1 protein-coding gene is annotated in these 508 nt (G+C 54.5%); it reads left to right on the forward strand.

Going from position 1 to position 508, the window contains the following annotated elements; genetic code table 11:
* Nucleotides 1-508: ATP-dependent Clp protease proteolytic subunit (locus AC1MDJ_RS08585; RefSeq protein ID WP_479690486.1), on the forward strand; the 508-nt coding region annotated here is incomplete at both ends.

The raw sequence follows: 508 nt of genomic DNA on the forward strand, positions 1-508 counted from the left end.
GGTTGCTCTTGGCATCGGTATCATCTGCCAGCACAGCTTATGTAGTGAATGTGGGGGGCGTTATCACCGAAGCCACTGAAAAGTACATTTCGTCATCACTTCAGCGGGCTACCACCGACAACGCAGCCGTATTCATCATCAAGCTAAACACACCCGGTGGCGTGCTGTCATCCACCCGCAACATAGTGCAGACGATTCTTGAAAGCAAGCTCCCCGTTGCCGTATATGTTGCTCCACAGGGCGCACAGGCGGCGAGTGCGGGCACGTTCATTACGCTAGCCGCCAACTATGCCATCATGTCCGAAAGCTCTAATATCGGTGCGGCGCACCCTGTGGCTATGGGTGGGGCTAATTTAGATGGCGATATTCGGCAAAAGGCGACCAATGACACCGTCAGCTTCATGCGCGCCATTGCGGAAAAGCGCGGACGCAGTATTGATAACGCTACAAGAGCGGTGAAAGATTCTGCCAGCTGGACAGCTAAAGAGGCGTTGCGGGCAGGGCTAAT

This window comes from Candidatus Termitispirillum reticulitermitis, assembly GCF_054655775.1.